Origin of the sequence: Caproicibacter fermentans, assembly GCF_014303955.1 — a bacterium.
Classification (GTDB): domain Bacteria; phylum Bacillota; class Clostridia; order Oscillospirales; family Acutalibacteraceae; genus Caproicibacter; species Caproicibacter fermentans.
Genome location: NZ_CP060286.1, coordinates 441,644 through 468,059 on the forward strand (window position 1 = coordinate 441,644; position 26,416 = coordinate 468,059).

Below are 26,416 nucleotides of genomic sequence, written 5' to 3' on the forward strand. Positions count from 1 at the left end.
TCAGGGGGGTAACTGTATGTACACGACTTCGATTCTTCTTTCCAGCATTGAAGCAGTGAAAAAATTTGTCACATTGACAAACAGTTATAATTTTCCGATCAACCTTGCCACCGACAAATATAAAATCGATGCCAAATCGATCATGGGTATTTTCAGTCTTGATTTGTCCAAGCCACTGAAAATTGAAGTCGACAGCAATAATGCGGATGATTTTATCAGGCAGTTACAACAGTTCCAATGCGATCCCGTCCCTATAAAATCTTAAATTTGAAGTTGCAGCGCGGCCGTTCAGACCGGCGCTGTTTTTTTATGCCTCTTCCTGCTGGGACAGGCCGCTCCATTCTTCAAAGAGGTTTTCATTCTCTGATTTCAGGGAGTTAATTTGGTTTGCTAGTTCCATCGCAGCCTGATAGTCGCTCGCAGTCTCGGGTTCGGCAAGTTTTTCTTCCAGATCCGCAATGATTTTTTCGTTTTGGTCAATTTCTTTCTCAAGCCGGAGGATCGCTGCTTTTTGTTTTCGAAGCGCGGCCCCCTGTTTCTTTTTCCTTTTATAGTCGTTTTCCATTTCGCTTTCACGGGCAGGCGCTGCGGTCTGTTCGTTTTTTATTTTGTCCAGGTATTCCTGATAATTTGCGCCGCAGTCCTCCAATCCATCCGTTTTTAAAGCGAAAATGCGATTTGCGGTTTTATTGATAAAATAACGGTCGTGAGAAATGATGAGCAAAGTTCCTTCATAATCTTCCAGAGCAGACTCAAGCGCCTCGCAGGACGGAAGATCCAGGTGGTTGGTTGGCTCGTCCAGTAAAAGAAAATTGTCCCGGGACAGCATCAGGCGCAGCAGCAGAATTCTTGCGCGCTCTCCACCGCTCAGAGCCGAAACCTGTTTGAAAACATCTTCCCCCTGATACAAAAAAACCGCAAGCGCACTGCGAACCTGTGTTTCCGTCATTTGAGGATAGTAGTCCCAGATTTCGTCAATCACTCTTTTTTCGGGTCTCAGCCCTGTCTGCAACTGATCGTAATATCCGATTTTTACGCCTGTCCCCAAGCGAAAGGAACCGGAATCCGGAGAAAGCTGCCCCAGAAGAACTTTGATCAGGGATGTTTTGCCGCAGCCGTTAGGGCCGATCAGGAAAACCCGGTTCCCCCGGTAAATCTCAAACGACACGTTCTGAAACAGAAGGTTGTCCCCGAAAGAGAGAGAAAGGTCTTTGGCGGTCAAAACGTCGTTGCCGCTGCGAACATTGATTCCAAACCGGAAGCAAAGCGTGTTTTCCTGCGCGTCCGGTTTCACAAGGGTCTGTTCCAGCCGGTTGATCATTTTCTGCTTGCTTTCCGCAGTCTTAATATTCTTTTCCCGGTTCCACCGGCGCTGCTGCGCGACGATTCCTTCCAGACGGCTGATTTCTTTTCTAGTGTTTTCGTACTGTCGGCTTACGGAGAGATCGTTGTTTTCCTTTTGCTCCAGATAGGAGGTGTAACTTCCTTTATAGAGCCTCAGCTTGTGATTCTTCAGTTCAAACGTCCGGTTTGTTACCCGATCCAGAAAATAACGGTCGTGGGAAATTACCAGAAAGGCCGCTTTGGAAGAGCGCAGAAAATCCTCCAGCCATTCGACGGACGCAAGATCAAGATGGTTGGTCGGTTCATCCAGCAACATCAGGTTTGCACTGCTGAGTAGCAGCTTTGCCAGCTGCAGTTTCGCGCGCTGTCCGCCGCTCAGCCTGCCGATCGGGGTAGCCGTCTGTTCCTCGTCAAAGCCAAGCCCAAGAAGCGCGGAACGCGCACGGCTTCGAAAGGTCAGCCCTCCGTCCGCAATGAATCTTTCGTTCAGTACGGTTTGCCGATCTATAAGAGAATCAACGTTTTCCGCGCTGCCGTTGAGAAGTATCCGTTCGATTTTTTGCAGCTCGTGCTCCTGAGCAAGAAGCGCTGAAAACACCGTGAGAACTTCATCCAGAGCGCTCCTGTCAAGGTCGCGGCAAACATGCTGTTCCATATAGCCAAGCGTCGTTTTTCCTGCGGCCGAGATGGTTCCTGCGTCCGGGGACAACTCTCCGGTAATCAGTCTAAACAAGGTTGTTTTTCCGGAACCGTTGCTTCCTATCAGTCCGACATGGTCGTTTTCCTGTATTTCAAAGGAAATATCGCTCAGCACCACCTGCGTACCGAACGATTTTTCCAGATTTCCGATGCTGAGGTAACCCATGCTCTATTCCTTCCTATGTACACTGCTTGTCAAGCAGGATTCACGGCTTTGATTGCCGTTCAAATCATTATAACGGAATTGCCGGCTGAAATCAAGGACGCGCGCGGTTCCCGGGCAGTTTCCCCTTTATAGGTACATTTTTAAAAGCTCAATGTTTTTCTGACTTTCGGTCAGATATTCTTCTGCAAGCTTTCGGCTTTCCGTGTCGTCGTCGGCGGATCGGTTCATGGATTTCACCAGATCTTTCATCGCGGCGTCCGTACAATGAATGGCAATCTGTGCGATATGGGGGGAGCTTTTATTCCATGAGGTATCCATTTTAATGGAATCACGAAGAACCCGTTCCATCAGCCCCGGCTCCTCTTCCGGATGAAGTCCGTTTCGGCGCAGAATTTCCGCCGACTTTGCCGCGGTGGAGTGGTAAAGCTCTTGCTGCCGCTGAACCTGATATTTTAAGCTTTCATCTTTCACGAGAGGGAGGACCAGCTCGGCCGCCTCCATGCTTAAACGGGAAACGCGAAACAGTTCGTTAACGATCAGATTTCTCTTTTTGTCCCGCCGCATAGAGTTCTCTTCCTTCCTTCAATCATCTTCACTGTATTAGGATACCCGTGACCGATCCTGTTTAATCTGGACTTTTGCTCCCGGCTGGAATATAATAACCAGGAGGTGATTTTATGAGGGCCGGCATTTCCACGGCTTGTTTATACCCGATGCTGCTTGAAGACGCTTATTCCGCGTTGCTGAAGCTGCAATTTCACGAATTTGAAATTTTCATCAATACATTCAGCGAACTGAAGCCGGATTATGTCAGGGAGCTTCGTCTCAGGGCGGAGGATACAGGCAGCCGCATTAAATCGCTGCACCCGTTTACTTCCGGATTTGAAAGTTTCATGCTGTTTTCCGATTATGAACGGCGGTTTCTCGACGGACTTGAAATCTATAAAAGATATTTTGAGGTATGTAATTTACTTGGCGCAGAAATATTTGTTCTCCACGGCAAACGAAGCGATAAGCGCTCGCCTGCCGCCGATTTGCAATATTATGAACGGTACGTCCGGCTGTTTCAACTTGGAAAAAAATTTGGTGTAACCGTTGCACAGGAAAATGTAAATAATTTTTTAAGCGACGACCCGTCTTTTATCTTAAAAATGAAGGAGCACTGCGGCGAGAACTGCGCTTTTGTCCTTGACATTAAGCAGGCGGTCCGCGGCGGGCAGGATCCGTACCGAATTTGTGCCGCGATGGGCGACAAAATCGTTCACGTCCATATGAATGACAATAAGCCCGGATCGGACTGCGTGCTTCCCGGCTGTGGAACAATGAATTATCCGGCATTGATCCGCATTCTGGAAAAATTTGGATTTGACGGGGACCTGATTATCGAGGTGTACCGGAAGAATTTCACCCGGATGGAAGAACTTGTTTCGGCTAAACATGTTGTTGAAGAATTATTATAAAAGATTTCATAGTTTTGCTTGATATTCATACCGTAAATTGGTATAATTAAGCAGAGGTGATTCGAGCGATGAAGTGTCCATATTGCGGTTACGCAGAAAGCAAAGTAATCGATTCACGCCCGACGGACGAGGGGGAACGAATCCGCAGACGCAGGGAATGCCTGAAGTGTTCCAGGCGTTTCACCACCTATGAGGTGATTGAAACGGTACCCATTGTTGTGATCAAAAAAGACAAATCACGGGAGGCCTTTGACCGCAACAAGCTGCTGAACGGATTGCTGCGGGCTTGTGAAAAGCGTCCCGTTTCTATTGAAACGCTGGAAAAAATCGTTGACGAAATTGAAAATATGCTCCAAAATTCTTTGGACCGCGAAGTACCGTCCAGCCTGATTGGTAAATATGCCATGGAAAAATTGAAATCTGTCGATGAAGTTGCGTATGTCCGCTTTGCTTCCGTCTATCGCCAGTTCAAAGATGTCAACACGTTTATGGACGAGCTAAACCGGATCATTAAAAATAAATCGAAATAGTAATTCTGCCGCTTGAAAACGGAAGTTCAGCCGCCAATTGTGAAAAAGTTGGGCGGCTGTTTTTGTGTACCGAAACCACCGGCGGTGCCGGTGAGAGCAAAAAAGCTTTCGCTTAAGCGCCCTGCCGATCCGTCGTTGGGTATTGTGTGAAAAAAGAAATCGTCATCCTGTCTTTGGCACGTGTAATCTGGCAAGAATAACTATATTTAGCGATGAAATGCTTTACTTTGCACAATCCATCATGTAAAATAAGAGAAACTGAATAGGAGTGTTGGAATTGCAGCCAAAATATAAACGAATCTTATTAAAGTTAAGCGGCGAAAGTCTGGCCGGCTCGAAATCCCACGGGATTGATTTCGACAAGGTTCTGGAAATTTGCAGGCCAATAAAACAATGCGCCGATATGGGAGTACAGATCGGCATCGTTGTGGGCGGCGGAAATTTCTGGCGCGGGCGCAGCAGCGGCAAAATGGACCGCACGCGTGCCGATCATATGGGAATGCTCGCCACCACAATCAACGCGCTTGGCGTGGCGGATGCACTGGAACAGCTTGGCGTTCAGGTCCGTGTTCAGACTGCGATTGAAATGAGACAGATCGCTGAACCATATATCCGCAATCGGGCTGTTCGTCATATGGAAAAGGGGAGAGTGGTGGTTTTCGGCTGCGGCACAGGCAACCCGTTCTTCTCCACAGACACGGCTGCAGCCCTGCGCGCCGCCGAAATCGACGCGGATATCGTGCTGAAAGCGACCATGGTTGACGGCGTTTATGACAGCGATCCAAAGACAAACCCGAATGCGGTAAAATTTGATTCGCTGTCTTTCCTTGACGTGCTGAACCGTGGCCTGCAGGTAATGGACAGTACGGCCGCTTCGCTTTGCATGGATAACCATATTCCGATTCTGGTGTTCAGTATCGACCGGCCGGAGAACATTGTAAAAGCGGTCTGCGGCGAGCCGATTGGAACAATTGTAAAAGTTGTAAAGGAGGATTAGTCATGAAAGAAATATTATCTGATGCCGAGAGCCGTATGAAAAAAAGCATTTCCGTTCTTTCGGGCGATTATGCCGCGATTCGCGCGGGCAGGGCCAATCCTGCTGTCCTGGACAAAATTCGGGTGGATTACTATGGCTCGCCGACGGCGATCAATCAGCTTGCCGCCATTTCCGTCAGTGAAGCGCGCGTCCTTACCATTCAGCCGTGGGATACAACCGTATGCAAATCGATTGAACGCGCGATAGAAACTTCCGAACTGGGAATTAATCCGCAGAGCGATGGAAAAATCATCCGGCTTACTTTTCCGCAGCTTTCTGAAGAAAGACGCCGCGACCTCGTGAAAGAAATCAGCAAAATGGCGGAGGAATGCAAGGTCGCGATCCGCTCGATCCGTCGTGACGCGATGGATAAGCTGAAAGTGAAGAAGAAAAACTCTGAGCTGACGGAAGACGATTTAAAAACGGCTGAAAAACACACGCAGGAACTGACGGACAAGTATTGTAAGGAGACGGATAAGGTCTTCGACAACAAGAAAAAGGAAATTTTGGAGATATAAAATTCATGACGGCAAAAATATTGCCCGTACATGTGGGAATTATTATGGACGGCAACGGCCGCTGGGCGCAAAAACGCGGCTTGCCCCGTTCCGCGGGCCATGCGGCCGGAGCGGCGGTTTTTAAAACCATCGTCCGCTATTGCAATCAAATAGGAATCCGTTATCTGACGATTTACGCGTTTTCGACCGAAAACTGGAAACGCCCGCAAAATGAGGTTTTGACGCTGATAAAACTTTTCAAGCAGTATCTCAGCGATGCCTTGACGAATTTTCTTGATGAAAATATTCAGGTTCGCTTTCTTGGGGATGAAACAGCCTTTGACCCCAGACTGAGGGAGTTAATCGACGAGACTGTCCGGGTATCCAAGGACAAGACCGGCATGGTTTTGAATATTGCTTTAAATTACGGCGGTCGTGCAGAGATTGTTCAGGCGGCAAAGGCTTTGGTTCGGGACGTTCAGAATGGAACTTTGCCGCCGGACGAAATTGGAGAAGAGGACTTTGCCCGCAGGCTGTATACCGCCGGGCAGCCTGACCCTGATTTGATCATCCGCCCTAGCGGAGAACAGAGAATTTCCAATTTTCTTTTGTGGCAGTCCGCATATACCGAATATATTTTCATGGACATTCTTTGGCCGGATTTCAAGCCGAATGATCTGGATCGAGCACTGGATCTCTATGCCGCCCGCAACAGGCGCTTCGGAGGGATTTGATTGAGAACAAGAGTTACATCGGCACTGACTCTGATTGTGTTTCTGGCCGCGATCGTCATCTGCAACAGCACGCTTCCGCTTGCTTTGAATTTTGCGATCGGCCTGATCTCCGTCCTTGCGGTGAATGAAATTATCACCGCGCTGGGGCTTGCCAAAAATCTGATCCTTCTGATTCCCAGTCTGCTTTTTTCTGCGGTGTTTCCATTCCTTGGGACTTCCTTTTGGCATGACGCCGCTTATTTTCTCTACACCGTAATCATTTTTTCCGCTCTGATTTTATATCATACGGAGATTACTTTTCGCGAAGTCGGCGTAATTTACAGCATGTCTTTGCTGATTCCGTCCGCTTTGGGAACAATTATCAGCCTAAGAGAAATCGGCGGCAGCCATGGAATGTTTTATGTGATCATAGGAATCTTTTCCGCGTGGACGGCGGACGTCGGCGCTTTTTTCGCGGGGACCTTTTTCGGGAAACACAAACTCTGCCCAAATATCAGTCCGCATAAAACCGTAGAGGGAGCGGTCGGCGGCCTCCTTCTGAATGTTGCCGCCATGCTGGTTTTCGGTTATTTATTTCACGCGATCTATTATGCTTACAGCGTGAATGTGTCATACCTGCCGCTTGTTCTGATCGGAGTTTTCGGAACAGGCATCTCGATTCTTGGCGATCTGAGCTTTTCACTGATCAAGCGCAGCTGCCATATTAAAGATTTCAGTGAAATTATCCCGGGGCACGGCGGGATTCTCGATCGTTTCGACAGCGTCATCTTTGAAGCTCCGTTTGTTTATATTCTGGTTCAGCTGCTTCCCATCGTTTTAAACTAATTTCTCATAGACTGCAATAATCAAAACAATTGGTGAATAATAATGAAACAATGTTTATCCGTTTTGGGATCCACGGGGTCCATCGGCACCCAAACTTTGGATGTCGCACGAAGGCTGGGAATGAAAATCTGCGCTCTGGCGGCAGCAAAAAACGTCGGCCTGCTGGAAGAACAGATCAGGGAATTTCGCCCCCAGGTTGCCGCGGTCTACGATCCGGCCGCTGCTCTAAAACTGAAAACGGCGGTCAGCGACCTGCCTGTCAGGGTAGTGCAGGGAATGGACGGCTTATGCGAAGCGGCCTGCCTGCCAACGGCAGGCCTTGTTTGCAATTCTGTTGTCGGAATGGTCGGACTTCGCCCGACGCTTGCGGCAATTCGAGCCGGAAAGGATGTAGCGCTTTCCAACAAGGAAGCGCTGGTGGCCGGCGGAGCGTTGGTCATGCGGGAAGCGGAAGAGAGACATGTCCGGATTCTTCCCGTTGACAGCGAGCATTCCGCGGTATTCCAATGTCTGCAGGGCAGTCCCGGGAAAAAAGCAATACGCAGGATTCTTCTGACCGCTTCCGGCGGACCTTTTTTCGGAAAAGCATTGGAAGATTTGAAAAGCGTAACTCCGGAACAGGCATTAAAACATCCGAACTGGCATATGGGGCCGAAGGTTACGATTGATTCCTCGACCATGATGAACAAGGGGCTGGAAATTATTGAGGCTTCCTGGCTTTTCGGACTCCCGGATGATAGAATTGACGTACTGGTGCAAAGGGAAAGCGTCGTCCATTCCATGGTGGAATTTGAAGACCGGTCCGTAATCGCGCAGCTCGGTGTACCCGATATGCATCTTCCGATCCAGTATGCCCTCACCTACCCGGAACGCCTTGCCTCCGATACGGATATTCTTGATTTGGCAAAATACGGTACTCTGACATTTTCAAATGCGGACGAAAAGACGTTTCGCTGTCTAGCGGCGTGCAGACGCGCATTAAGGCGCGGCGGCCTTGCGCCTGCAGCGGCGAACGGAGCAAACGAAGTTGCGGTAAAGCTGTTTTTGGACCACAGAATTTCCTTTCTGGAGATTGGAGAATTGGTTTGGGAAGCGATGGAGCATCAGCCTGACGTGGATGAGGTGCGGAGCGTCGAAGATGTTCTGCGGGCCGATGCGCGCGCTCGCAGTTTCGTTTTGAGCACAGTTACTACCTGAGAGGTGATTATCATCATAAAAGCAATTTTGATTATCATTGCTGTTCTGCTATTCGGATTTATGATTTTTATCCATGAATTCGGCCATTTCTTTACCGCGAAATTATGCGGGATTCGAGTCAATGAATTTGCGATTGGAATGGGGCCTACCCTTTTTCATAAACAGGGAAAGGAAACTCGTTATTCCCTTCGCCTTCTGCCGATCGGCGGCTTCTGTGCCATGGAGGGTGAGGACGAAGAAAGCGCAGATACCGGTTCCTTTGGCAAAAAACCTGTTTGGAAACGATTCCTTGTCGTTGTCATGGGAGCCGTCATGAACATTTTGCTCGGGCTTGTTTTAATGATGACGATTCTGGGGCAGGAAAGCGCGTTCTCTTCCACCACCATTTCGCAGTTTGATCAGAATTCGGCGCTGCAGCAGGCCGGATTGAAAAGAGGGGATGAATTTATCTCCGTCGACCATTACCGGATTTACGGGGACCGTGACCTGAGCTTCGCCCTTGCGACGGCAAACCCTAATTCCGTTGATATTGAAGTGCTGCGGGATGGGAAAACATTCACTTTCGACAATGTCAAGTTCAACAGCCGGAAAGTAAACGGCAAGAGCGTTCTTACCCTGGACTTTTATGTGCTGCCGGTGGATAAAAACTTCGGCACGCTGATTACGAAATCTTTTCAGGATACGGTTTCCACGGTCCGCATGGTTTGGTACAGCCTCGTGGGATTCGCAACCGGAAAATTCGGGTTTAACGACGTCGCGGGGCCCGTCGGAGCGGTCAGCGCGATCAACCAGGCTGCTTCCGCCGGGCTTGCGCAGAATTTTATGGCGGGACTCAACAATATTCTTTATATGATTATGGTTCTGACCGTCAACCTTGGCGTAGTCAATCTGATGCCTTTTCCCGCGCTTGACGGAGGGAAAGTACTGTTCCTTCTCGTGGAAGCCGTTCGCCGCAAGCCTCTGCAGCAGAAATACGTCGGAATTGTTGAAACGGCTGGATTCTGCCTGCTGATGGGTTTTATGGTGGTCGTTACCTACAGCGACATTCTTCGTTTAATTACAGGAAAAGGACTGGGCGGAGCATGAGAATTTCGAAAACAGTCCATGTTGGATCTGTCGCGGTGGGGGGCGGAGCAAAGATTACGGTGCAGTCGATGTTGAGCCGGCCCTCCGCTAATCTGAGCGGAAATGTCTCTCAGGCCAAGGCTCTGGAGAAGGCGGGTTGTGAGATCCTGCGTGTCGCGGTGCCGGACGCCGAATCGGTTGCTCTGATCCCTGCAATCAAGCAGTCGGTAAATATTCCGCTGGTCGCGGATATTCATTTCGATTACCGTCTTGCACTTGCCAGTGCGGAGGCGGGAGCCGACGCAATCAGAATCAATCCCGGCAATATCGGTTCCGACGAACGGGTCAGGGAAGTGGCTGCCGCCTGCGCCGACAGAAAAGTACCGATCAGAATCGGCGTGAACTCCGGTTCTATTGAAAAGGAATTGCTGGAAAAGTATGGCGGACCGACCCCGCAGGCGCTTGCGGAAAGCGCTTTGCGCCATGCTTCCCTGTTGGAAAAATTTCAATTTGATGATATTGTCATATCGATTAAATCATCCGATGTCAATCATATGATTCAGGCGAATGAACTGATTGCGGAACAATGTGATTATCCGCTTCATCTCGGTGTAACGGAAGCGGGCAGCGAACGAATGGGACTGATTAAATCCTCGATCGGGATCGGTTCTCTGCTGCAAAGGGGAATCGGCGATACGATTCGCGTGTCTCTAACCGCAGATCCTGTGCGCGAAATAGAAGCCGGCATCGATCTTCTGAAAGCTCTTTCTTTAAGGGGAGGAATTCGGATTGTTTCGTGCCCTACCTGCGGCAGGACCCGGATCGATCTGATTTCGATTGTAAACGAAGTCGAAAAGCGCCTTGCCGGCTGTACGAAGGATTTGACGATTGCCCTGATGGGCTGTGCCGTCAACGGACCGGGGGAAGCCAGAGAGGCGGATATCGGAATTGCCGGGGGAGACGGAGCGGGACTGCTTTTTAAAAAAGGGAAAATTATGAAAAGAGTTCCGGAAGAGCAACTGGTCGAAACTCTTTTGCGGGAAATCGAACAAATGTAAAGGATGAATGCGTTTGAAGAAGTTTGGAGATTTTTTTCACGAATACATAGATATATCCCGGTTTCCGGAGCCGGTTCGGGAAGGAACGATCGCTTCTATTCAGATCGATTCGGCCATTCGAGCGCTCACGGCAAACGTCCTTTTTCCAGACCTTGTGGAACGGAACATTCTGGATCATGTGGAACGCAGCATTGTCTCCTGCAAGCCGCTTCGTCTCTCAAAAGCCTGCGTGAAACCAACATTTCCGCAGGCTTCTTTTTCAACGGAGTATTTTCCGAGCCTGATTATGGAACTGAAACGCCGTGAAGCGAGCCTGAACGGAACTCTGACGGATTCCGAGGCAAAGCTGGAAAACGGAAAGCTGCTGATCGAGCTCAAACATGGCGGCGGAGACATGCTGCTGGCCCGCCATGTGGATAGAATGCTTGCCGAACTGATCCGTGAGGAATTCGGAATTAGTCTGGTTGTAGAATTCGGCGGCGTTCTGGCTGCGCAGGAGGGTGCGGCGGCGTTTATTAACAGAAAGCTTGTGAAAGAAGAGGCTCGCCGCAGACAGGAAGTTTCTGAACAGATCGAATCGGAGGAAGCTTCCCTGAGGCAGAAAAACACCGCCAAAACCATCAGCATACGCGAAGGGGATACGCTGTACCCCACGGTTATTCTTGACAGCGCAAGGGAAATTTACGGACATCTGCCGCGGGCCAAGCCGATCCCAATTTCAAAAATCACGCCGGATATCGGCAGCGCAACCATATGGGGAGAAATTTTTTCTGTGGACCAGAAGGCGACGCGCGACAGGCAGCGAAAGATTTATTCCGTCAATATCACGGATTACACCAGTTCCATTACACTCAAGATCATAGAGATGGCAACCCAATGCAAGATGCTGGACACGCTCGCGAAAGGAATGTCTGTTCTGGTGCGCGGAGATGTGGAATACGACAAGTATGACCATGAAATCGTCTTGCGTCCCAAAAGCATCGCAACTGTAAAGCAGGTGGAGGTTACGGACGATGCCCAGGACAAGCGTGTGGAACTGCACATGCATACCACAATGTCCGCCATGGACGGAGTCAACTCCGCATCGGACCTGATTCACAGAGCGGCCAAATGGGGGCATACGGCTGTGGCAATCACGGACCATGGAGTTGCGCAGGCCTATCCGGACGCAATGAACGCTGCGGAGGAACTGAAAAAGAAAGGTCAGCCGATCAAAATTCTTTATGGTTCCGAAGCCTATTTCGTCAATGATCTGGTGCCCGCTGTCAAAGGGGATTCCGTCAGAGAGCTTACCGGCGAATTTATCTCGTTTGATATTGAAACAACGGGACTGAGCCCATCTGCGGACCGGATTACTGAAATCGGCGCGGTTCGCATTGTGAACGGTGATATAACCGATTCTTTTGACACATTCGTCAACCCGGAACGAGGGATTCCGGCTAAAATAACCGGGTTGACCGGAATCACGGACGAAATGGTAAAGGATGCTCCTTCGGAACGTCAGGCGCTGGAACAGTTCTTTCAATTTTGCGGAAAAGATGCGGTGCTGATCGCCCATAACGCCGACTTCGATACCTCTTTTATCCGGGTAGCCGCCGGGCGAAGCGGCTTTGAATTCACAAATACTTACATAGACACCGTTCCGATGTGCCGCTCGCTTCTAAAAGGAATTAAAAACGCAAAGCTGGATACGGTCGCAAAATATCTAAAACTCGATCCTTTCAACCACCACAGGGCCTGCGACGATGCTATGGTTCTCGGTCAGATCTTTTTAAGGCTGATTCAGCGTTTGCAGGAGGATACCAGCGCAAAAACGGTGCAGGATATCAATAGCTGCCTTGCCGGCGGCGATATTAAAAAGATGAAATCATACCATATGATCCTGCTGGCGAAAAACCAAACCGGCCTGAAAAACCTGTACAAACTGATATCAAAATCTCATCTGGAGTATTTCTACCGGAATCCGAGAATCCCGAAATCGGAGCTAATCAAATATCGGGAAGGCCTTTTGATCGGAAGCGCCTGTGAAGCCGGAGAACTTTACAGGGCGATAATCGGGGCGCAGCCTTGGTCCGCTCTGTGCGAAATTGCGTCGTTTTACGACTACTTGGAAATTCAGCCGGTCGGGAACAATCGTTTTATGGTGCGAGAGGGGCTTGTTCCCGACGAGGAAAAAATCAAAGAGTTTAACCGTACCGTCGTAAAATTAGGTGAAAAGCTGAATCTGCCGGTTGTTGCAACCTGCGATGTTCACTTTATGGATCCGAAGGACGGGGATTACAGAAAAATCCTGATGCAGGGCCTCGGCTTTAAAGATACGGACGAACAGGCACCGCTATATTTTCGGACAACGAAGGAAATGCTCCGGGAATTTGCCTATTTGGGAAAAGAAAAAGCCTATGAAGTCGTCGTGACGAACACCAATAAAATTGCAAATATGGTTGAGGAGATCCGGCCGATTCCCGAGGGGACGTTTCCGCCGTTCATCGAAGGAGCGGAGGAACAGCTTACGAGCATCACATGGACGCGCGCGAAGGAACTGTACGGCGATCCTCTGCCGGAGCTGGTTCAGAAAAGACTGGAACGCGAGCTTGGTTCTATTACAAAACACGGTTTCTCGATCCTTTACATGATCGCTCAAAAGCTGGTCGCGGATTCCGTGGCGCACGGCTATCTGGTTGGCTCCCGTGGGTCGGTCGGTTCGTCTTTCGTCGCCAATTTGGCGGGCATCTCAGAGGTTAACCCGCTGGAGCCGCATTATGTTTGTCCAAACTGCAAGCACAGCGAATTTGTAACCGACGGCAGCATCGGCAGCGGATTTGATCTTCCGCCGAAAAAATGCCCGGTCTGCGGTGCGGAATATAACAGGGACGGACATACGATTCCGTTTGAAACCTTTCTTGGCTTTGACGGGGACAAGACCCCTGATATCGACCTGAACTTTTCCGGCGAGTATCAGTCGAGCGCCCACCGCTACACGGAAACACTGTTCGGCAAAGATCACGTGTTCAAGGCCGGGACAATCGCTACGGTTGCGGATAAGACGGCGCTGGGCTTTGTGAAGAAATATGAAGAAGAAAAAGGGCTTGTCCTCCACAGGGCGGAAGAACTCCGCCTGGCCACCGGCTGCACGGGGGTCAAGCGAACGACAGGGCAGCATCCCGGAGGAATGGTGGTCGTGCCGAAGGGAAAAGAAGTTTTTGATTTTTGCCCGGTTCAACATCCGGCCAACGACCAGAATTCCGACAACATCACGACTCATTTCGATTTTCACTCCATTCATGACACGATTTGCAAGCTGGACGAGCTGGGCCATGATGTTCCGACGATTTACCGCTATCTGGAGGATTACACCGGAATTCCCGTCATGGACGTTTCCATGAGCGACCCGCAGGTCATGTCGCTGTTTACCTCCACGGAAGCGCTTGGGGTCAAGCCGGAGGATATCGATTCACAGACCGGCACTTTTTCATTGCCGGAAGTAGGCACCAGCTTCGTACGGCAGATGCTGATGGACTCCAACCCAAAAACTTTTTCGGATCTGCTTCAGATTTCCGGGCTGTCGCACGGTACCGACGTTTGGCTGGGCAACGCGCAGGAATTGATTAAAAACGGGACCTGCACCATTTCAGAAGTCATCGGAACACGCGACAGCATTATGACTTATCTGCTGCACAAAGGCCTGGAACCGAAAATGGCGTTTAAAATTATGGAAATCACCCGAAAGGGAAAAGCACCGAAGCTGTTGACTGAAGATTACATCCAGGCGATGAAGGACCACGGCGTTCCGCAGTGGTATATTGATTCCTGTATGAAAATCAAATATATGTTCCCGAAAGCCCATGCCGCGGCATATATGATTTCAACTTTGCGCCTTGGCTGGTACAAAGTCCACCGCCCGGTGGAATATTACGCCGCATACTTTACCGTGCGCGGAGAAGACTTTGACGGCGCGCTTGTAATGCAGGGACGCGAAGCGGTTCGGCGCAAAATGAACGAAATCGCCATGAAGGGAAAAGAAGCGTCTGCCAAAGAAGAGTCGGCCTACTCCACCTTTCAGATTGTCAACGAAATGCTGGCAAGGGGAATTGAGGTCCTTCCGGTTGACCTGTTCAAATCGGAAGCCAAAAAATATCTGGTCGAAGACGGAAAAATCCGGCTTCCGTTTCTGTCGCTTTCCGGGGTAGGAGAAGCGGCGGCAAACAGTCTGGCGGAAGCGGGAAAGAAAGGCCCCTATATTTCCGTGGACGATCTTCAGACCCGATCTAAAGTTTCCAAATCCGTGATTGAAACATTTGAGGCCGCGGGGGTTCTGAAAGATCTGCCGAAAAGCAGCCAAATGTCATTATTCGGTTGACAGCGCGATTTTAGTATGGTATTCTATTAGCACGGTAAAGTGAACCGCGCATGAAAACAAGGAGCGGCATTCATGAAGAAAAACAACAAAATTACGCCGGAGGGCACCAAGGATTTTTTGTTCGAGGAATGTCTTACCAGACGATATATTGAAAGAACCATCAGCGATGTGTTTTCTTCCCGCGGTTTTCATGAGGTAGTAACGCCGGGATTGGAATTTTACGATGTGTTCGATCCGGATTTTTCGGGCATCTCGCAGGATGTCATGTATAAAATGACGGATCAGCATGGACGTTTGATCGTAATGCGTCCGGATTCAACGCTTCCAATCGCCCGGCTGACCGCGACGCGGCTCCAAAATTTGCCAAAGCCGATTCGGCTGTATTATACCCAGCCGATTTACCGGAACCATCCGGGATTAACCGGACGAAGCGATGAATCCGTACAGACCGGAATCGAGCTTTTGGGCGCCGGAGGAATTCGGGCCGATCTGGATGTATTGTCCGCGGCGGTTGAAGCACTGGGCAAATGCGTTCCGGGGTATCGCCTGGAAATCGGGCACGCCGGTTTCTTCCGCACCCTTGCGCAGCAGATTTCTGTCGGAGAAAACCTTTTGGAAGATGTGCGCTCCGCGATCGAAACGAAGAACTATGCGCGGCTGAACGGAATTCTGGATGCTCTCCCGCAGGGGGAATATGTGCAGGCGCTCAGAGAGCTTCCCCGCTTATTCGGCGGAGAAGAGGTCTTTGACCGGGCTTCGGCGTTTTGCAAAGATTCGGGATTGGTTCAAACGTTGGACTATCTGCGTAAAATTTACCGTTCCCTTTCCGAATTGGAACAGAGCGGGCGGATCATGATCGACCTTGGCCTTGTCCAGCGAAATGATTATTATACGGGGATCGTGTTCAGCGCATATGTGGAAGAATTCGGCGACGCGGTTTTGCTCGGAGGACGCTACGACAACCTGCTCGGCCATTTTGGTCAGCCGATGCCCGCAATCGGTTTCGCGGTCAATGTGGATGCGATTGCGAAAACCCTTCTTGACCGCGGAAACGTATGTCCGGTGCTTCCGATGGATATTTTGGTTCACGGAGATGCCGGATATGAGGTCAAGGCGCTTGAATACACTTCCGATCTGATCTCAAAGGGGCTGCGATGTGAAAACAGCGTCTTTGAAACGCAGGACGACGCGATCACCTATGCCCAAGTAAGCGGAATCAAACGAATCGATTCTGTAGGCGAAACAATCAAAACGATCAATCTGATATAAGGCTGGTAAAAATGAAACCACTCAGAATCGCCCTGACAAAGGGCAGGCTGGAAGAAAGCACGGTAAACCTGTTCGAACAGATCGGTATCGATTGCTCCGCGGTACGAAACAAAGGCCGAAAACTGATTCTTCCGGTTGGGGATGGGCTGGAAGTCGTTCTCGCGAAGGCGGCGGACGTAATCACTTATGTGGAGCATGGTGTCTGCGATTTGGGAGTCGTTGGGAAAGATACCATTATGGAAAAAGGCGGGAGCTTTTACGAGATCCTCGACCTTGGGTTCGGCAAATGCAGATTTGCCCTGGCCGGTCCTGTCGGGTCGGACTTTTTCAGCGGCTACTCCGCCAGAACCATCGCGTCAAAATATCCGCACGTTGCCCACAGCTATTTTGAAAGCAAGGCAATGGACATTCGGGTGATTAAAATTGAAGGGTCCGTGGAGCTGGCCCCTCTTCTGGGGCTTTCCGACGCGATTGTAGATATTGTTGAAACGGGCACAACCCTGAAAGAAAACGGTTTAGCGGTGATTGAAACCATCTGTGACGTTTCAGCGAGGCTGATTGTCAACGCGGCAAGCATGAAGCTCAGGAAAACGGAAATAGAAGCTCTGACAGACCGAATGGAGCGGTCTGTAAAACTGTCTAGCGTTAAGGAGGAGAGAGTGTGCTGAAAATTCTCGAGGGAGACGGCGCTACAGGCAAAAATTTGATTTTTCAGTTAAAACGGCGAGGCAGTAAATCAAGCCCGGAAATTGAACGGACGGTTGCAAAAATTATCGAGGATGTTCAAGCACACGGAGACACGGCGGTTCGGGATTATACTTTGAAATTTGACGGCGCTCTTCCCGAACAGATGGAACTGGACAAGGCGGAAATTCATCGGGCGGTACAATCCTGCGATCCTGCGTTTCTAACGGCGCTGGATCGAGCATCCCGGAATATCAGGGACTTTCACGAGCGGCAAAAGCAACAAAGCTGGTTTGCGACGCGTCAGGACGGCGTGATGATGGGACAGCGTATTCACGCGTTGTCGCGTGTGGGTATTTATGTTCCCGGCGGCACTGCGGCTTATCCATCCTCCGTGCTGATGAACACGATTCCGGCTAAAATTGCCGGCGTCGGTGAAATTGTGATGACGACGCCGCCGGGGAAAGGCGGCAGGCCAAACCCGAATATTCTTGCCGCCGCTTCCGTTGCGGGCGTTGACAGAATTTTTCAGGTCGGCGGAGCGCAGGCGATTGCCGCGCTGGCGTTCGGAACCGAAACCATCCCGATGGTCGACAAAATAGTCGGACCCGGAAACATATTCGTCGCAACGGCAAAAAAGCAGCTTTACGGTACGGTTGGCATCGATATGGTTGCAGGACCCAGCGAAATCCTGATTCTTGCGGATGAGACGGCAAATCCCGCCTTTTTGGCAGCCGACCTGATGTCTCAGGCGGAGCACGACGTTCTTGCCTCCGCCATTCTTCTGACAACCTCGCGTGCTGTCGCGGAAGAAACGGTGAAAGAAATATCGCGTCAGGTTCAAAGCCTGTCCCGCCGGGAAATGATTGAAAAGTCGCTCGAAAATTACGGGGCTGTGATCGTCTGCGGGAATCTGAATGACGCCGTTGCTTTTGCAAATGAGCTTGCTCCGGAGCATCTGGAGCTTTGCGTTTCAAAGCCGATGGAATATCTGGGCAGAATTGACAACGCCGGCTCGGTCTTTCTTGGTGAATATTCCCCCGAACCGCTCGGCGATTATTTCGCCGGACCAAACCATGTCCTTCCCACAAGTGGAACCGCCCGCTTTTTCTCGCCGTTGTCTGTCGACAGTTTCGTCAAAAAATCAAGCTTTCTCTATTATACGAAGCAGGCGCTGGAGCCGGTGAAAGAAGATATTATGACGCTTGCTCAGACGGAAGGATTGACCGCGCACGCCAATTCGATCCGAGTGAGGTATTCAAATGGCTTATAATCTAAACTCAAAAATCAGGGACCTGAAACCATACGACCCGATCCTGGGGGATTTTCCGATTCGTCTGGATGCGAATGAATCTTTCCTTCAGCCGACTGATGAAATACTTACTAAAATCAGGGACGCTGCTGCAAGCGTTGTTTTTAACCGTTATCCGGATCCGTTTGCCAAGGAGCTCTGCCAAAGTTTTGCCGACTTCTATGGCGTGGATGAAGCGTCCGTCACGGCAGGGAACGGCTCCGACGAGTTGATTTCGGTCATACTGGGTGCTTTTGTCATGAAGGACGAAGCGATTATGACGCTCTCGCCCGATTTTTCCATGTACCGGTTTTATGGACATTTAAATGAAGTGAAGTGCTTTGAATACCAAAAGAAAGCTGATTTTTCCATCGATCTTGATGAGCTGATTTCTCTTACCAAGGAGTATGACATAAAAGCGTTGGTCTTTTCGAATCCCTGCAATCCGACCGGCAGAGGCCTTAAGAGGGAAGAAGTTCGGAAACTGGTCGCTTCCGTCAACGTCCTTGTCGTTTTGGATGAAGCATACATGGATTTCTGGGATCAGTCGTTCATTCGGGAAGCGGGAAACTACGATAATTTAATTGTTTTGCGCACCTGTTCCAAGATGATCGGAATGGCCGCGCTTCGATTGGGATTCGCGGTAGCCAATCCTTCCATTACAAACGCAATACGAGCGGTAAAGTCCCCTTATAACGTAAACGCGTGCTCCCAAAAAATAGGATCCATCGTTTTAAAAGAAAAAAGCTGGCTCGATTCCGGACTTTCCGAAATAAAAGCATCCCGAAAAGAACTTTCTTCCATGTTGAAGTTTCTGGAACAAATTTACTGCAATCAGATTCATGTATACGACAGCGTCACAAATTTCATACTGGTTCGTGTCTTGGAAAGCAGGCGTGTTTTTGAGGGGCTTAAGAAAGCGGGTATTGTCGTCCGGCATATGGGGGATTACATCCGGATCACCGCCGGCACCGCGGAAGAAAACATGAAATTAATCCGATGCTTGAAAACAATTTTATAAAGCGGGGAGGGTGCGCGGCATGAGATTTTCCGAACAGAATCGCGTAACAAAGGAAACAAACTGCTCCGTTCGGTTAGATCTGGACGGAGGGAAAACAGAAATTTCAACGGGTGTCGGATTTTTCGACCATATGCTGAATTCATTCGCCGTTCACGGTGGATTTGGGTTAAAGATTAAAACTTCCGGTGATTTGAACGTCGACGGTCATCATACGGTGGAAGACACCGGCATCGTTTTGGGGAAAGCGTTTGCCGAGGCCCTTGGCGACCGTTCCGGAATTGCGCGATTTGGGAGTTTTTATGTGCCGATGGACGAAGCCCTTGCATTCGCGGCTGTCGATATCAGCGGGCGACCGTTTGTCGTATTTCACGCGGAGTTCTGTCAGGAACGGATCGGTGATTACGATTCCTGCCTGACCGAGGAATTTTTCAGAGCCTTTGCCGTTCATGCGGGAATCACCCTTCATGGTTCGGTAAAATACGGAAATAACGCGCATCATCAGACGGAAGCATTGTATAAGGCGGTGGGACACGCCATGCGGATTGCCGTTGCCCCGGCGGGGAACGGCCCTTTGTCCACTAAGGGACTCTTATAGGGAAGAATCGGAGGAACTGCTGTGATACTTTTGCCGGCAATAGACTTGATTGACGGAGAATGCGTCCGCCTGATCCAGGGCGATTACAACACCGCGCGACGCGTGGCGGAGGACGCGGTTGAAACCGCGCGCTCGTTTCGCGAGGCCGGGGCTCAATGGCTCCACGTAGTGGATTTAAACGGAGCCAAAGCAGCCAAACCCGTGAACGCCAAATTAATGATGCGGATTCTGAAAGAAACCGGGCTTTGGCTTGAAGTGGGCGGCGGAATCCGTGACATGGAAACGATCCGGGCCTACCTTGAGAACGGCATTTCCCGGGTGATTCTCGGCACGGCAGCGGTCAGTCATCCGGAGCTCGTTGTTTCCGCGGTAAAACGGTATGGGGAACGGATTGCGGTAGGGATTGACGCGCGAGACGGCATGGTCGCTCAAAATGGCTGGACGGAAACCTCCTCGATCGACCCTCTCAATCTCGCTCGTCGGATGGAGCGGGTTGGTGTAAAGTATTTGATCTTTACAGACATATCCCGTGACGGAACCCTTTCCGGGCCAAATCTTTCCATGCTAAAACAGCTTCAAAACGGCGTTTCCTGCCGTATTATCGCAAGCGGCGGCATCAGCAGCCTGAAAGACATCTCCGACCTCGCAGGTTTGAACCTGTATGGCGCAATCTGCGGAAAATCGATTTATGCAGGAACACTTGATTTGAAAGACGCCGTCACGCTCTGCGGGCAAATGGAAAGGGAGGGCTCGACTGTATGAATCTGTACCGAGCGGAAATCCGGGAGGATACGATCGAACCCTTCTTTCAGAAAGCGGATCTGCTCCCCGCTGTCGTACAGGAAGAGGGAACAGGCGATGTTTTGATGCTGGCCTATATGAACCGTGAATCCATGCGCAAAACATTGGAAACGGGCTATACATGGTTTTACAGCCGTTCCCGCAGGGAACTCTGGAACAAAGGAGCCACTTCCGGCCATGTGCAGAAAGTGACACGCATTCTTGGGGACTGCGACAACGATACCCTGCTGGTTGTTGTCCGCCAGACCGGCGCGGCTTGTCATACCGGTTCACACAGCTGTTTTTTCAATGAAATCTGGAGGAATACCGATGAGTAACGCTTTGCAGAATTTATATGATACCGTGATCAGCCGAAAGGACGAACACCAGGAGGGATCTTACACCTGCTACTTATTTGAGCAGGGACTTGATAAGATCCTGAAAAAATGCGGGGAAGAGTGCAGCGAAGTCATCATCGCTGCAAAAAACGGCAAAAAAAGCGATACGGTAGCTGAAATATCCGACCTGCTTTATCATTTAACCGTTTTAATGGCTCAGGAAGGAATTTCTCTGGACGATGTGGAAGCGGAATTAGAGAAGCGGAGCGAAAAAACCGGGAATTTGAAAAAATTCCATCAGGTTAATAAAAACACATAAGCGACAAAGACGCCGATGCAAACTGCACCGGCGCTGTTTTATTTGGCTGATTCGCGGCAAAGCGTCAACACCCCGGCACAGAAGGAAACCGGTTGAAACGCGCAGGTAAGACGCAAATCACTCATTTGTCGTGTGAATTCCTGCGCCGTAAAATAATATTCGTCCTCGTCCCAAATATCGGCGAATTTTCTGTGGCAGGTTTCATATTTCTCAGCGGTCCGGAAAGCTACATCCCCGATAATAATCTGCCCTTTCTCTGTCAAACGGTCCGCAAGACCGGTAAAAAAGCTGACTCTGCGGTTCACCGGAACGTGATGGAATGAATAGGTACCAAGGATAAAGTCGTATTTCCTTTGATCAAGCTCCTGCGGAAGTCCTTCCGTAAAGTCGCCCTGTGCCAGTACCGCCTTCGGCATTTTTTTCCTTGCCAGGCAAAGCATGTCTTTTGAAAAATCCATACCGAAAATCTCATAACCATCCGAATAAAGGCGAGAGGTAAGAGAAGCCGTTCCAAACCCAAGGTCCAACACGGCCGACCCGCCGCCTGACTGTATTCGATGATAAATCTCCGTTAAAACATTTTGATAGCCAGCGAAAGGGTAAGCATTTTCTTTCTCGTTCCGTGAAACTGTTTTGTCATAATCCGGCACCCAACGGTCGAAACCTTCCTGCGTAAGCATCAAATTTTCGCTCCTTTTCAATCATTTGTGAAAGCTCATCCCGTCAGGAAAAACGGTAAAATTCCTTTAAAAACCAGATGTTCTTTGCCTCAATCTCCCTGCCGTTCAAGTATTCCAGAATCCCCGAATCAGACTCAAACCGAAATTTCAGCTTATAGGAATAAAGGGCCTGATAAGGAAATCCCGACGCTTTGTTGCGGGCGTTGGTTCCGTATTTCCCGTCTCCGGCCAGCGGATGACCGATGGAAGCAAGATGAGCTCTGATCTGGTGCGTGCGTCCGGTCAGCAATTCCACCTCCAGCAGGCTGAATTCTTTCCGCTCCGATAAAACCCGATACCGGGTTCTGATCGTTCTGGTATCCGCTGTCGGTCTTTCTGAAATATAAACACGGTTTTGCGTTTCGTTTTTTTGCAGGTATCCTTCCAGCGTGGCTTCTTTTTTTGCGGAACGCCGCATACAACGCAAAGATAAAGCTTCTGCAGTTCGCGCTGTTTCACTTTTTCATTCATGATGCGAAGAGTTTCCGCGTTTTTTGCCGCCATTACGAGTCCGCCCGTGTTTCGGTCAATTCGGTTGATTAGTGCGGGAGCAAATGAATTTTCCTCATCGGGTCTGTATTCTCCCTTGTCAAAAAGATAATGCTGAACCCGCGCGATCAAAGAATCAAAATGATAACTCTCATCAGGATGGACAATCAGGCCGGGCTGTTTGTCCAAAACAAGCAGATTATCGTCTTCATATGCAACATTCAACCGGGCCGGTGCCTTCAAAAAATCATATTGTTTCGGCTGAGTCTGGAAAAATTCATCCTTTAAATACATCGACAGCACATCGTTTTCTGCTAACCGATCGGATATGCCGCACCGTTTGCCGTTCAGTTTAATATCTTTTTTGCGAATGCTCTTGTACAACATGGACTGAGGAAGATTTGGGAACGATTTGGTAAGGAATTTGTCCAGCCTTTGCCCGGCGTCATTCGCACCGATTACAACTGTTTTCATAATTTATATAATCTCCTGAATAAAAATGGATATATAATTGATTATATCATGATTTGAATGGAACGAAAGCCCGAAAAGGCTTTTCAAATAATATATTTTAGTATATAATAGAAAAAATAGAAGAAAAAACAAAGGGGATTCATGCATGACTCAGGAACGCGCTCTGGAAATATTCAACGAAGCGGGCGTTTTGCTGGAAGGACATTTTAAGCTGACCTCCGGCCGGCACAGCAACCGCTACCTTCAGTGTGCCAAAATTTTTCAAAACACCAGATACAGTGAAGAGCTTTGCGCTGCTCTTGCCGAAAAATATAAGAGCGAAGGTGTTGAAATTGTAATCGGGCCGGCAATGGGCGCTGTGCAGATGGCTTATGAAGTCAGCAGGGCGCTGGGATGTGAAAACTTCTTTACCGAACGCGGGGACGACGGCAAAATGACTCTGCGCCGCGGCTTCGCAGTGACCCCTGGGCAAAGAATACTTGTTGTAGAAGATGTTGTAACGACCGGAGGCTCTGTGCGCGAAGTAATAGAGCTTATTCGGAAAAGCGGAGGCATCGTTGCCGGGGTCGGTTCTATTGTGGACCGCACGGGGGGAGGAATCGATTTCGGCGTTCCGTATCAGGCGGTTGTTTCGCTAAAAGTAGAGTCATGGGAACCTCAGGACTGCCCTCTTTGTAAAGCGGGAGCCCCCGCTCCGATCAAACCGGGCAGCAGAAAGAGCTGATTCTTAATAAAAGGGAGCGGCTGCTTTTGGAGAAAAACACCACTGCACAAAATCGGAAGCAGCCTGAAACGGAATCTCTGCACGTAGGGCACAGGGAACGGGTAAAAAATCAATTTTTAGCCGGCGGGCTGGATTCTTTTCAGGCACATTCAGTTTTGGAACTTCTCCTTTTTTATGCAATTCCGCTTAAGGATACAAATCCGATTGCCCACCAGCTTCTGCAGAAATTCGGTTCTCTGTCCGGGACTTTCGACGCCCCGTTTGAAGAACTCCTGAAAGTTAACGGGATCGGAATGTCGGCGGCAACATTGATTAAATTGATTCCTCAGCTTTGCCGAAGGTATCAAGAGGACCTCGACCGCGATAAAACTTATATTTACAGCTACGACGAAGCCGGCAAGCGCCTGGTGAACAAATTTATCGGCCGCCAGAACGAAGTCGTGGTTTTGATGCTTCTGGACAGCAAGACCCGTGTTCTGTACTGCGATGTTGTGGATGAGGGAGCCGTGAATTCCGCCAGTATTTACATTAAAAAGATTGTCCGGCTCTCCGTGCAGTATGACGCCGTTTACGCTATTTTATCCCATAATCACCCTAGCGGAAATTGTCTGCCGTCCAAGCAGGATCTGAGCACAACGCGGTGGATCTATGAGGCGCTGGACACGGTGGAGGTCAGGCTGATCGACCACATCATCGTCAGCGGCAACGATTATCTTTCGATTGCAAAAAGCGAACTGATGCCGGATTTGTTTAACCCTGAACTGGAGTAAAAAATGGATTTTAAACTGGTTTCAAACTATCAACCGACCGGGGACCAGCCGAAAGCGATTCGGCAACTGGTGGACGGGCTTGGCAAGGGAGCGCGGGAGCAAACCCTGCTTGGAGTAACCGGCTCCGGAAAGACGTTTACCATGGCAAACGTCATTGCCCAAATGAACCGGCCGACCTTGGTGCTGGCCCATAACAAAACGCTTGCGGCACAGCTTTGTTCAGAATTTCGTGAGTTTTTTCCGGAAAACGCCGTGGAGTATTTTGTCAGTTATTATGATTATTATCAGCCGGAAGCATATATTCCCACGACGGATACCTATATTGAGAAGGACTCCGCAATTAACGACGAAATCGATAAACTTAGGCACTCCGCTACTTCCGCGCTTTCTGAACGCCGGGACGTGATTATTGTCGCCAGTGTTTCCTGCATTTACAGTCTGGGCGACCCAATCGATTACCGGACCATGGTCATTTCTCTGCGCCCCGGGATGAAGAAAAACCGTGACGAGCTGTTAAAAAGGCTGGTCGAAATCCAATATGAACGAAACGACGTCAATTTTATCCGAAATAAATTCCGCGTCCATGGCGACGTGGTCGAGATTTTTCCTGTTCAGTCCAACGACACGGCGGTACGCGTGGAGTTTTTTGGGGATGAGATCGACAGAATCCGCGAAATCAATCCTCTTACAGGGGATATTAAATCGGATTTAAAGCATATCGCGATATATCCCGCCTCTCATTATATTGTTCCGAAAGAAAAAATGATGCGCGCAATTTCCGAGATTAACCGGGAGATGGAGGAACGCGTAGCGCTGTTTCAAAGTCAGAACAAGCTGATCGAAGCACAGCGCATACAGGAGCGGACGCGTTACGACATGGAAATGCTGGGAGAGATCGGGTTTTGTAAAGGGATTGAGAACTACTCCCGCGTTCTTTCCGGGCGGGAACCCGGAAGCTCGCCGTTTACGCTGCTCGACTATTTTCCAAAGGATTTTATTCTTTTTGTGGATGAGTCCCATGTCACTCTGCCTCAGGTTCGCTCTATGTATGCGGGGGACAGAGCCAGAAAGGAAACGCTGATCAACTTCGGCTTCCGCCTTCCTTCCGCTTATGATAACCGCCCGCTGAATTTCGATGAATTTTACCGGCATATCAATCAGGCGGTCTTTGTCAGCGCGACGCCGGGCGACCTGGAAAAAGAAAAATCAGCGCAGATTGTCGAGCAGGTCATTCGTCCGACCGGACTGGTGGATCCGGAAATCATTGTAAAGCCGACCGAGGGACAGATCGACGATCTGATTTCGGAAATCAACCTGAGAGCCGCGAAGAAAGAGCGCGTGCTGGTTACAACGCTGACCAAAAAAATGTCGGAGGATCTTACGTCATATCTGGATTCCATGGGAATTCGCGTACGCTATATGCACCATGATATCGATACGATTGAACGAATGGAAATCATTCGCGACTTGCGGTTGGGCGAATTCGATGTACTGGTCGGGATTAACCTTTTGCGCGAGGGACTGGATATTCCGGAGGTTTCTCTGGTCGCCATTCTCGACGCGGACAAGGAGGGCTTCCTGCGCAGCGAGCGTTCTCTGATTCAGACCATCGGCCGCGCGGCCCGCAACGCGAACGGACAGGTGATCATGTACGCGGATTCCGTTACGCCCTCCATGGAGGCGGCAATTCGGGAAACCCAGCGCAGGCGCGATATTCAGATGCGGTACAATCAGGAACACGGCATAACGCCGAAAACGATCGTCAAGAATGTTTCCGACATTCTTGAAATCAGTTCCAAAAGAGAAGATTCGGATGCCGGCAAGAAACGCAAACGTCTTACGTCTTCCGAACGGAAACGAATGATAGAAGAGCTAACCAAGGAGATGAAAGCGGCCGCCAAGCTGCTGGAATTTGAGCACGCCGCATGGCTGCGCGACCGGATAAAGGAGCTCAGCAGCGGAAAGTAGCAGGATT

Annotated in this window: 26 protein-coding genes and 1 pseudogene; 22 read left to right on the plus strand and 5 right to left on the minus strand. The window is 49.8% G+C overall.

The features are described from left to right. Positions 1 to 16: 16 nt before the first annotated feature. A complete protein-coding gene (locus HCR03_RS02175; RefSeq protein WP_066650524.1) occupies positions 17 to 265 on the plus strand; it encodes an HPr family phosphocarrier protein in 249 nt (82 codons plus the stop codon). A gap of 42 nt (positions 266 to 307) precedes the next feature. Here the strand turns inward: HCR03_RS02175 and HCR03_RS02180 are convergent, their stop codons facing one another. Both HCR03_RS02180 and HCR03_RS02185 read right to left on the minus strand, forming a co-directional pair. Further along, complete coding sequence (locus tag HCR03_RS02180; RefSeq protein WP_187036477.1) at positions 308 to 2,209, minus strand: ABC-F family ATP-binding cassette domain-containing protein; 1,902 nt, start codon at positions 2,207 to 2,209, stop codon at positions 308 to 310. Between the two features lie 126 nt (positions 2,210 to 2,335). Continuing rightward, positions 2,336 to 2,773, minus strand: a complete 438-nt coding sequence (locus HCR03_RS02185; protein WP_187036479.1) for a hypothetical protein — start codon at positions 2,771 to 2,773, stop codon at positions 2,336 to 2,338. 113 nt (positions 2,774 to 2,886) lie between these two features. Between HCR03_RS02185 and HCR03_RS02190 the strand changes: the two genes are divergently transcribed. The 18 genes from HCR03_RS02190 to hisE all read left to right on the plus strand — a co-directional run bounded on the left by HCR03_RS02190 (position 2,887) and on the right by hisE (position 21,265). After that, positions 2,887 to 3,669: a sugar phosphate isomerase/epimerase family protein gene (locus tag HCR03_RS02190; protein ID WP_156990925.1), complete on the plus strand. Its 783-nt coding sequence runs from the start codon at positions 2,887 to 2,889 to the stop codon at positions 3,667 to 3,669. Positions 3,670 to 3,737: 68 nt separating this feature from the next. Beyond that, entirely contained in the window at positions 3,738 to 4,199 is a 462-nt protein-coding gene (gene nrdR / locus HCR03_RS02195) for a transcriptional regulator NrdR (protein WP_187036481.1), read from the plus strand. A gap of 277 nt (positions 4,200 to 4,476) precedes the next feature. After that, positions 4,477 to 5,196 (plus strand): UMP kinase, encoded by a 720-nt coding sequence (gene pyrH / locus HCR03_RS02200; RefSeq protein ID WP_066650517.1) that lies wholly within the window; start codon positions 4,477 to 4,479, stop codon positions 5,194 to 5,196. A 2-nt stretch (positions 5,197 to 5,198) separates the two neighbouring features. Continuing rightward, a complete protein-coding gene (gene frr, locus HCR03_RS02205; RefSeq protein WP_066650511.1) occupies positions 5,199 to 5,753 on the plus strand; it encodes a ribosome recycling factor in 555 nt (184 codons plus the stop codon). Between the two features lie 5 nt (positions 5,754 to 5,758). Next, complete coding sequence (locus HCR03_RS02210; RefSeq protein WP_187036483.1) at positions 5,759 to 6,466, plus strand: isoprenyl transferase; 708 nt, start codon at positions 5,759 to 5,761, stop codon at positions 6,464 to 6,466. Next, positions 6,467 to 7,291 carry a phosphatidate cytidylyltransferase gene (locus HCR03_RS02215; RefSeq protein WP_066650509.1) on the plus strand — a complete coding sequence of 275 codons (825 nt, stop codon included), beginning with the start codon at positions 6,467 to 6,469 and terminating at the stop codon, positions 7,289 to 7,291. Between the two features lie 42 nt (positions 7,292 to 7,333). Further along, positions 7,334 to 8,488, plus strand: a complete 1,155-nt coding sequence (locus HCR03_RS02220) for a 1-deoxy-D-xylulose-5-phosphate reductoisomerase (RefSeq protein ID WP_187036486.1) — start codon at positions 7,334 to 7,336, stop codon at positions 8,486 to 8,488. 3 nt (positions 8,489 to 8,491) lie between these two features. Continuing rightward, a complete protein-coding gene (locus tag HCR03_RS02225) occupies positions 8,492 to 9,574 on the plus strand; it encodes a M50 family metallopeptidase (RefSeq protein ID WP_228725065.1) in 1,083 nt (360 codons plus the stop codon). After that, on the plus strand, positions 9,571 to 10,611 hold the full coding sequence (ispG, locus tag HCR03_RS02230) for a flavodoxin-dependent (E)-4-hydroxy-3-methylbut-2-enyl-diphosphate synthase (RefSeq protein WP_187036488.1): 1,041 nt from the start codon (positions 9,571 to 9,573) through the stop codon (positions 10,609 to 10,611). The genes HCR03_RS02225 and ispG overlap by 4 nt, the downstream gene beginning before the upstream one ends. A 13-nt stretch (positions 10,612 to 10,624) precedes the next feature. Further along, on the plus strand, positions 10,625 to 14,968 hold the full coding sequence (locus HCR03_RS02235) for a PolC-type DNA polymerase III (RefSeq protein WP_407926828.1): 4,344 nt from the start codon (positions 10,625 to 10,627) through the stop codon (positions 14,966 to 14,968). A gap of 72 nt (positions 14,969 to 15,040) precedes the next feature. Continuing rightward, on the plus strand, positions 15,041 to 16,237 hold the full coding sequence (gene hisZ, locus HCR03_RS02240) for an ATP phosphoribosyltransferase regulatory subunit (RefSeq protein ID WP_187036492.1): 1,197 nt from the start codon (positions 15,041 to 15,043) through the stop codon (positions 16,235 to 16,237). 11 nt (positions 16,238 to 16,248) lie between these two features. Next, positions 16,249 to 16,905 carry an ATP phosphoribosyltransferase gene (hisG, locus tag HCR03_RS02245; RefSeq protein ID WP_187036494.1) on the plus strand — a complete coding sequence of 219 codons (657 nt, stop codon included), beginning with the start codon at positions 16,249 to 16,251 and terminating at the stop codon, positions 16,903 to 16,905. Next, complete coding sequence (gene hisD, locus HCR03_RS02250) at positions 16,899 to 18,194, plus strand: histidinol dehydrogenase (RefSeq protein WP_187036495.1); 1,296 nt, start codon at positions 16,899 to 16,901, stop codon at positions 18,192 to 18,194. Before hisG ends, hisD begins: the two co-directional genes overlap by 7 nt. Beyond that, positions 18,184 to 19,233: a histidinol-phosphate transaminase gene (hisC, locus tag HCR03_RS02255; protein ID WP_187036497.1), complete on the plus strand. Its 1,050-nt coding sequence runs from the start codon at positions 18,184 to 18,186 to the stop codon at positions 19,231 to 19,233. The genes hisD and hisC overlap by 11 nt, the downstream gene beginning before the upstream one ends. A gap of 19 nt (positions 19,234 to 19,252) precedes the next feature. Next, entirely contained in the window at positions 19,253 to 19,828 is a 576-nt protein-coding gene (gene hisB / locus HCR03_RS02260) for an imidazoleglycerol-phosphate dehydratase HisB (RefSeq protein ID WP_066650493.1), read from the plus strand. A gap of 21 nt (positions 19,829 to 19,849) precedes the next feature. Continuing rightward, entirely contained in the window at positions 19,850 to 20,590 is a 741-nt protein-coding gene (gene hisA, locus HCR03_RS02265) for a 1-(5-phosphoribosyl)-5-[(5-phosphoribosylamino)methylideneamino]imidazole-4-carboxamide isomerase (RefSeq protein ID WP_066650491.1), read from the plus strand. Then, positions 20,587 to 20,946, plus strand: coding sequence for a phosphoribosyl-AMP cyclohydrolase (hisI, locus tag HCR03_RS02270; protein WP_066650489.1), 360 nt, complete (start codon positions 20,587 to 20,589; stop codon positions 20,944 to 20,946). The genes hisA and hisI overlap by 4 nt, the downstream gene beginning before the upstream one ends. Next, positions 20,939 to 21,265 carry a phosphoribosyl-ATP diphosphatase gene (gene hisE / locus HCR03_RS02275; protein ID WP_066650483.1) on the plus strand — a complete coding sequence of 109 codons (327 nt, stop codon included), beginning with the start codon at positions 20,939 to 20,941 and terminating at the stop codon, positions 21,263 to 21,265. Before hisI ends, hisE begins: the two co-directional genes overlap by 8 nt. A gap of 38 nt (positions 21,266 to 21,303) precedes the next feature. Here hisE and HCR03_RS02280 read toward each other — a convergent pair whose 3' ends face one another. The 3 genes and pseudogenes from HCR03_RS02280 to HCR03_RS19615 form a co-directional block, all read right to left on the minus strand. Further along, entirely contained in the window at positions 21,304 to 21,945 is a 642-nt protein-coding gene (locus HCR03_RS02280; protein ID WP_187036499.1) for a class I SAM-dependent methyltransferase, read from the minus strand. 43 nt (positions 21,946 to 21,988) lie between these two features. After that, on the minus strand, positions 21,989 to 22,234 hold the full coding sequence (locus HCR03_RS19610) for an RluA family pseudouridine synthase (protein WP_228725230.1): 246 nt from the start codon (positions 22,232 to 22,234) through the stop codon (positions 21,989 to 21,991). Positions 22,235 to 22,249: 15 nt separating this feature from the next. Further along, positions 22,250 to 22,947 (minus strand): annotated as a pseudogene (locus HCR03_RS19615) (pseudouridine synthase); the annotation flags it as partial. A 145-nt stretch (positions 22,948 to 23,092) separates the two neighbouring features. Between HCR03_RS19615 and pyrE the strand changes: the two are divergent. From pyrE to uvrB, 3 genes are read left to right on the plus strand one after another with little or no spacing between them, the layout of a single operon-like run. After that, positions 23,093 to 23,671: an orotate phosphoribosyltransferase gene (pyrE, locus tag HCR03_RS02290; RefSeq protein WP_066650480.1), complete on the plus strand. Its 579-nt coding sequence runs from the start codon at positions 23,093 to 23,095 to the stop codon at positions 23,669 to 23,671. A gap of 26 nt (positions 23,672 to 23,697) precedes the next feature. Beyond that, entirely contained in the window at positions 23,698 to 24,441 is a 744-nt protein-coding gene (locus HCR03_RS02295; RefSeq protein ID WP_166525142.1) for a JAB domain-containing protein, read from the plus strand. Positions 24,442 to 24,444: 3 nt separating this feature from the next. Continuing rightward, entirely contained in the window at positions 24,445 to 26,409 is a 1,965-nt protein-coding gene (uvrB, locus tag HCR03_RS02300) for an excinuclease ABC subunit UvrB (protein WP_066650479.1), read from the plus strand. Positions 26,410 to 26,416: the final 7 nt, after the last annotated feature.